This window comes from Streptomyces sp. NBC_01241 (assembly GCF_041435435.1).
In the GTDB taxonomy this organism is placed as follows: Bacteria; Actinomycetota; Actinomycetes; order Streptomycetales; family Streptomycetaceae; genus Streptomyces.
Map to the genome: position 1 here is coordinate 8,850,952 of NZ_CP108494.1, position 6,000 is coordinate 8,856,951.

Genomic DNA, 6,000 nt, shown 5'->3' on the forward strand with positions numbered 1-6,000 from the left:
CGGACCTCGGGTCGACAGCTGGAAACTGCCCGGCTCCAAGGTCAAGCGCGACCAGTTGTCCCAGGTCTACGGACAGGACGCGTTGCGGCTGTGCCGGGCCGTCTGGTCGCCCGACGCGCCGGCCTGGCTGCGGGAGATCGGGGCCGTGGACATCATGCGCCAAGTCCTCGTGCAGACCTACACCGTCCGCACCAGCAGCCGGGGCAAGGAGGTGGTCAGCAAGCGGGAAGCCGACGAGGACGGTGTCCCGCCCGGCCATCTCCGCCTCGCCTCGCCCTACGACACCGACGCCCGCTGGTCCGCCAAGGGCGACGACCTGTTCTGGCTCGGCTACAAGGTCCATCTCACCGAGAGCTGCGACAACACCCCCCGAAGCCGAAGCCGAAGCCGAAGCCGAAGCCGAAGCCGAAGCCGAAGTCCGGGGACGGCCGAACCTGATCACGGATGTGACCACCACCCTGTCGACGGTGCCGGACGTGAAGGCCACCGCGCCGATCCAGCAACAACTCGCCGACCGCGGCCTGCCGCCCGCCGAGCACTACCTGGACTCCGGTTACCCCTCCGCCGAACTGATCGAGACCGCCCGCAGCCGCGGAACCGTCATGGTCACTCCCGTCCTCCTCGACCGATCCGCCCAGGCCAAGAGCCACGCCGGCTACGACAAGAGCGCCTTCCGGATCGACTGGAAAGCCCGACGGGTCCGCTGCCCCCAGGGCAACACCAGCACCGGATGGCGCGGTGCAGGACAACGCGAACGGAGACGCCATCGTCGTCGAGTTCGCTAAGACGGACTGCCGAAGCATGCCCCCGTCCGACCCGAGTGCACCTCGGCCCGGCGCGGCAACCGCATGCTCACCCTCTACCCCGAGCACCTGCACACCGTCCTCGCCGCCGCCCGCGCCGAACAGAAGACCAAGACCTGGAAGGACAAGTACGCCCTGCGGGCCGGAGTGGAAGGAACCATCAACCGTGCGACACGAGGGCGCACGATACGAGTGAACACACCGAGTGGAGGTTCGATGTTGAAGGTGTAGTTCCGGGCCAGTGTCCAGGGTCTGTCCCCACCCTGACGTGCGTTGCGGGTAACCGCGGGGTGCGGAGCTCAGGGGGTCAAGCCCAAGGGTGCCCGTGCCATCCGGGGACCACAGGCGAAGGGGAAGACTGGACGGGCGAACGACGAGTGAACCCCTGGTTGATGTCTCGTCAGGTATCAGCTCCGGATGATGGATCGCTCTGCCGGAGTCCAGGAACCGGCCGTTGAGAGGCGGCAAGCGGCGACTGTAAGAGGTGAGTTGCAGTCGTAGGACACCGCTGTTCCCGGGGCATAGGGGGCGCCCACCCCAGTCGGATCTCGTACGTGTGCAACGCGGAAACCCCGTCGGGGTCCGGGGCCGGTTATCCGGTGCCCGGTTGGCCGACCGCGAGGAGAGCTCAACTCCCCGGCGGGAACAGGAGGACCCAAGAAGCGAACGCCGGCGGCCGAAAGGCAGCGGGAAAGCGGGACACGATGACCGGCCCCTCCGCCGGTCGTCTCGTATAACCGGCCGGATACGGGCAGCTGCCCGGACCCGAAAGGGTGCTGACGTGGGTCTGGTGGGCCTGTGAAGTGACGATGACCGAAGGCGATGGAACCGAGGGACAAGTTGGACACCAAGGCGGTGAAGGAGGCCGGGATGGCAGATGCCGCTCCGGCTGTGATCGCGGTGGTGAACGGACCCGAGGACGATGTCACCGACTGGCTGTCGATCGACTGGCAGCGGGTGGATGACGACGTACGGCGGCTGCGGCAGAGGATCTTCACGGCGTCACAGGCAGGGGACCTGAAGAGGGTCCGCAATTTGCAGAAGCTGATGCTCCGTTCCCGCGCCAACGCACTGCATGCGGTGCGGCGGGTGACGGAGGTCAACGCTGGCCGCGAGACGGCGGGCGTCGACGGCAAGGTGGTGCTGACCGCGCCCGGCAAGGCCGAGGTGGCCGACTGGGTGCAGCACCGCTCCGAGTCGTGGACGGCCCGGCCCGTCAGACGGGTGTATGTGCCGAAGCCCGACGGGCGTCGGCGTCCGCTCGGCATTCCCGTGATCTTGGACCGCTGTCTTCAGGCTGTGGTCCTTGGTGCTCTGGAGCCCGAGTGGGAGGCACGGTTCGAGCCGAGGTCCTACGGATTCAGGCCCGGCCGTGGCTGTCATGACGCGATCGAGTCCATCTTTCTGACCTGCCGGGGCCCCAACCCTGGTCGGCCATGGGTACTTGACGCGGACCTGGCGGCGGCATTCGACCGGATCGACCATGATCACTTGCTCCGGCGGCTCGGCACGTTTCCCGCGCGGGAACTGGTCGCGCAGTGGCTGCGGGCCGGTGTGGTCGAGGACGGTCGGCTCACCGAGACCGGGGGGAACTCCCCAGGGCGGTGTGATCACGCCCCCAACGCAATGGGTAACTCGGGCATGAGTCACCCTCCGTAGCGTCTTGATCTTGATGCTGGTCGTCGGCGGTGCGCTCACGCACGGGTATGCGGTGCCGGATGGTGATCTTCTCGGGGCCGACGAGGACGTCCTTGACGAGGAGCCTCAGGACGCGCTGGCGCTCGGGGACCTCGGCTGTCCCAGCGTTCTCGCGGAGCTGGGCGAGGAAGCCTTCGAGGTCGTCAGCGAGCTTGAGGTAGGCGTCGCGGTCGGCGAGCTGGGCTTCCAGCGCGTCGAGTTGGCCACGCAGGTTACTCTCCCGGGCCCGCAGGCCGGGCATCCGGGCCCGCAGTTCATCGATGGTGACGAGCTGTTCCTGGAACGCCTCGATCATGCGCGTGATCGCTGCGGTGGCCTTGGCCAGGGCCAGTTCGAGACGGCTGCGCTGGCGGGTGGCGGGGTCGGAGGTGCGGGCACGGTCCAGCCGCTTGTCGATCTCGGACCGGATCAGGTGCGGGTCGGCGATCATGCCGATGATGTGGTCCCAGACGACGGTGTCGAGGTAGTCGGCGCGGACGGGCTTGTTGGTGCAGACCCGGCCGCCCGCGTAGCGGTAGTCGTCGGAGCCCAGGCACCGGTAGTAGTAGATCTTCTTGCCGGAGGAAGTAGTGGTCGAGGTGCGGTAGTAGCCGTATCCGCAGCTCACACACGCCGACAGCCCCTGAAGCAGGGAGGGGACCTTGCTGTTGCGCGAAGCGAAGCGCTTGTTGTCGGCGAGCCGCTGGGCGGCGCGTTCGAAGGTGGCCGGGGTGACGAGCGCGGGAACGGGGATGGTGATCCACTCCTCGCGGGGGCGGTCGGCGGTCTTGACGGCGCGCGGAGTACTGCGGCCCTCCAGGCGGGCCCGGCGGTTCAGGCCCGGGGACTCGTGGAGGATCTGGGTCTTGCCGAAGGCTGCCTGCCCTTGGTAGGCGGGGTTTTTGAGCATGCCCCAGACCACGCTGCGGTCCCAGCGGGTCTTGCCGGTGCGGGTGGGAGTGCCGCTGTCGGTGAGCCAGCGGGTCAGGTCCGCGATGGAGACCCCGTCGTCGGTATAGCGGCGGAACAGCTCGACCACCAGCGCCGCCTCGGACTCGACGATCTCGTAGGTGGCCCCGCACTCGGGGGTCTTGCGCAGGTAGCGGTAGCCGAACGGGGCTCCGCCCAGCACGTTCACCGCCCCCGAGCGGGCCCGGTAGGTCTTCCCGCGCCGGTAGCGTTCCATCAGCTGGGCCTTCTCGTACTCGGCGAACATGCCCTGGAACTGGACCATCAGCTGGTCCTCGGGGCTGTCGCCGCGTGGGCCGCGGACGAACTCCACCCGGGTGCCTGCCCGGGCGAACTCCTCGACCAGCAGGGCCTGGTAAGCGAACTTGCGGGCGAGGCGGTCGGGCGCATAGCACAGCACCACATCCACGCCGACCTGGGCGACCAGGTCGCGCAGCCGCTCCAGCGCGGGCCGCACCAGGGTCGCCCCGGAGTGCCCCTCGTCCTCGAACACCCACTCCTCGGGCAGCTCAAGACGCTGTTCTGCGACGTGCGCGCGCAGGGCCGCGGTCTGCGAGCTGATCGTCTGGTCCTTCTTCTGCCGGGCCGAGGACACCCGGGCGTAGATCGCCACGCTGGTCATCGCTCACTCCTGCCTGCTCCAGGCGATCCCGTATCCGGGCCCGCCGCTGCGGAACCAACGCCGCATAGGCCGCGGACAAGTCCGCCGCCGCATGACGGTCGAAGACCGCCTCCACCTCCACCGGCCGGCCGCTCACCTGCCCGGCCGCCCCTCCGGGGCACCCCGCTCAAGGAATTCGGCCAGGGCCTGGGCCACCACCGCGGAGATCGCCCGGTCGCTCTCGTGGGCACGGGCGCGGATCTGTCCTGCCAGCGATTCCGGCAGCTTGACAGTGAACACCACGCTCGACTCGGGGACTTCGAGATGTCCAGCGGCCATGGCCTGCTCCAGATACCGGCGTGCCTGACGCACCGACACCCCGTACCTACTCGCCAACGTGCGGGCGGCTGCGGCCACGGGCGCACCCGCCCCGACCAGATCCGCGGCGGCGTTGACCCGCCGGGCGTACTCGACGCTATCGACACGATCACCACGCACCATGTCACAAACCTACTACCCATTGTGACGCTCCTTACCCCTCCGCGCGAGGAAGGAGTTCCAAGCGCCGGTAGCCGAGCGTCACCTCGAAGCAGAAGTTGCCCATTGCGTTGGGGGCGTGATCAGCCCCGCGCTGATGAACGTGGCTCTGCACGGAATGGAGGAGGCCGCCGGGGTGCGGTATCACGCGAGCGGCATCCACGCCGGGAGCGTGATGCGCAAGAGCCCCGTGCTGGTGAGGTACGCAGACGATCTGGTGGCGATGTGCCACAGCCGTGAGCAGGCCGAGGAGGTCAAGCAGCGGCTCGCCGCCTGGCTGGAACCCAGAGGGCTCGCCTTCAACGAGGACAAGACGCGCATCGTGCGCCTCACCGAGGGCTTCTGCTTCCTGGGCTTCCACGTCCGGCTGTATCGCAACCGGAAACTGCTGATCAAACCCAGCAAGGCGTCCGTGAAACGGATCCGGAAACGGCTCGCCGCCGAGATGTGGGACCTGCGCGGGTCCAATGCCGAGGCGGTGATCAGGACCCTCAACCCGATCATCCGGGGCTGGTCCGCCTACTTCCGGATCGGGGTGTCCAGCAGGGTCTTCAGCTCGCTGGACTTCTACGTGTGGCAGCTCGCCTACAAGTGGGCCAAGCACGAACACGCGAACAAGCCAAAGGACTGGATCGTGCACCGCTACTTCGGAGAGTTCAACCCCCGCCGGGGTGACCGGTGGGTCTTCGGAGACCGCGGCAGCGGACGGTTCCTCACCAAGTTCGCGTGGACGAAGATCGTCCGGCACCAGCTCGTCAAGTTCGGGGCGTCTCCGGATGACCCGGCACTGACCGAGTACTGGGCCCGGCGGCGGCGCAAGGACGTGATCCCGCTGATCGACAAGGCCGACTGGCACCTGCTCAACCGCCAGAACGGCCGCTGTCCGCTCTGCGGGGCTCTTCTGCTGCACGCTGACCATCCGCCGTCCAGCCCCATCGCGTGGGAGCAGTGGCTGCGGGCGACCCGCAAAGCGATCAGCCGCAAGGCGATCGTCATCACCGGGCCGGGCACACCGGACGCCCCACCCGCCCAACTCCTGCACGCCCACTGCCGACAACGGCTTGTCACCGCCACCGGCAAGGGGCCCAGCCTTCTGCCCGCCCGTGAGCCATAGGGCCTGCTTGAGCCGTGTGCGGGGCCAACCCGCCCGCACGGTTCTCAGGGGGCGGCGGCGCGGCAACGCGCCGCCGCTACCCGACAGGCACTCGACATCACCGGCATCCGCCGGGCCCGCTACCGCGGGCTGCCGAAAGTCCGCCTCCAGCACGCCTTCTCCGCCACCGCGATCAACGTCGTCCGCCTAGACGCCCACTGGACCGAGCATCCACTGGACCGCAGCCGCACCAGCAACCTCACCCGCCTCAGCTACCGACTCACAGCCTGACCACCCACCCGGAATTGCGCACCAGAGTC

General features: G+C 68.4%; 6 protein-coding genes. 4 read left to right on the forward strand and 2 right to left on the reverse strand.

The annotated features are described in order from the left end of the window. Positions 1-446 precede the first annotated feature (446 nt). The 3 genes from OG306_RS40135 to OG306_RS40145 all read left to right on the forward strand — a co-directional run bounded on the left by OG306_RS40135 (position 447) and on the right by OG306_RS40145 (position 2,462). A complete protein-coding gene (locus tag OG306_RS40135) occupies positions 447-785 on the forward strand; it encodes a hypothetical protein (protein ID WP_371666318.1) in 339 nt (112 codons plus the stop codon). 6 nt (positions 786-791) lie between these two features. Further along, positions 792-1,034 (forward strand): transposase, encoded by a 243-nt coding sequence (locus OG306_RS40140; protein ID WP_371666312.1) that lies wholly within the window; start codon positions 792-794, stop codon positions 1,032-1,034. 591 nt (positions 1,035-1,625) lie between these two features. Next, positions 1,626-2,462 carry a reverse transcriptase N-terminal domain-containing protein gene (locus OG306_RS40145; RefSeq protein WP_371666195.1) on the forward strand — a complete coding sequence of 279 codons (837 nt, stop codon included), beginning with the start codon at positions 1,626-1,628 and terminating at the stop codon, positions 2,460-2,462. Here the strand turns inward: OG306_RS40145 and OG306_RS40150 are convergent. Continuing rightward, complete coding sequence (locus OG306_RS40150) at positions 2,377-4,071, reverse strand: recombinase family protein (RefSeq protein WP_371666196.1); 1,695 nt, start codon at positions 4,069-4,071, stop codon at positions 2,377-2,379. The genes OG306_RS40145 and OG306_RS40150 overlap by 86 nt on opposite strands. Positions 4,072-4,203: 132 nt before the next feature. Beyond that, positions 4,204-4,551, reverse strand: coding sequence for a hypothetical protein (locus OG306_RS40155; RefSeq protein WP_266744339.1), 348 nt, complete (start codon positions 4,549-4,551; stop codon positions 4,204-4,206). 115 nt (positions 4,552-4,666) lie between these two features. Between OG306_RS40155 and OG306_RS40160 the strand changes: the two genes are divergently transcribed. Then, positions 4,667-5,701: a group II intron maturase-specific domain-containing protein gene (locus OG306_RS40160; RefSeq protein ID WP_266904718.1), complete on the forward strand. Its 1,035-nt coding sequence runs from the start codon at positions 4,667-4,669 to the stop codon at positions 5,699-5,701. Positions 5,702-6,000: the final 299 nt, after the last annotated feature.

Bases quoted from the DNA above. Each gene is read 5' to 3' on its own strand.
- OG306_RS40145 (WP_371666195.1), top strand. From the start codon at position 1,626: ATGGAACCGAGGGACAAGTTGGACACCAAGGCGGTGAAGGAGGCCGGG.
- OG306_RS40150 (WP_371666196.1), bottom strand. From the start codon at position 4,071: ATGACCAGCGTGGCGATCTACGCCCGGGTGTCCTCGGCCCGGCAGAAG.
- OG306_RS40155 (WP_266744339.1), bottom strand. From the start codon at position 4,551: ATGGTGCGTGGTGATCGTGTCGATAGCGTCGAGTACGCCCGGCGGGTC.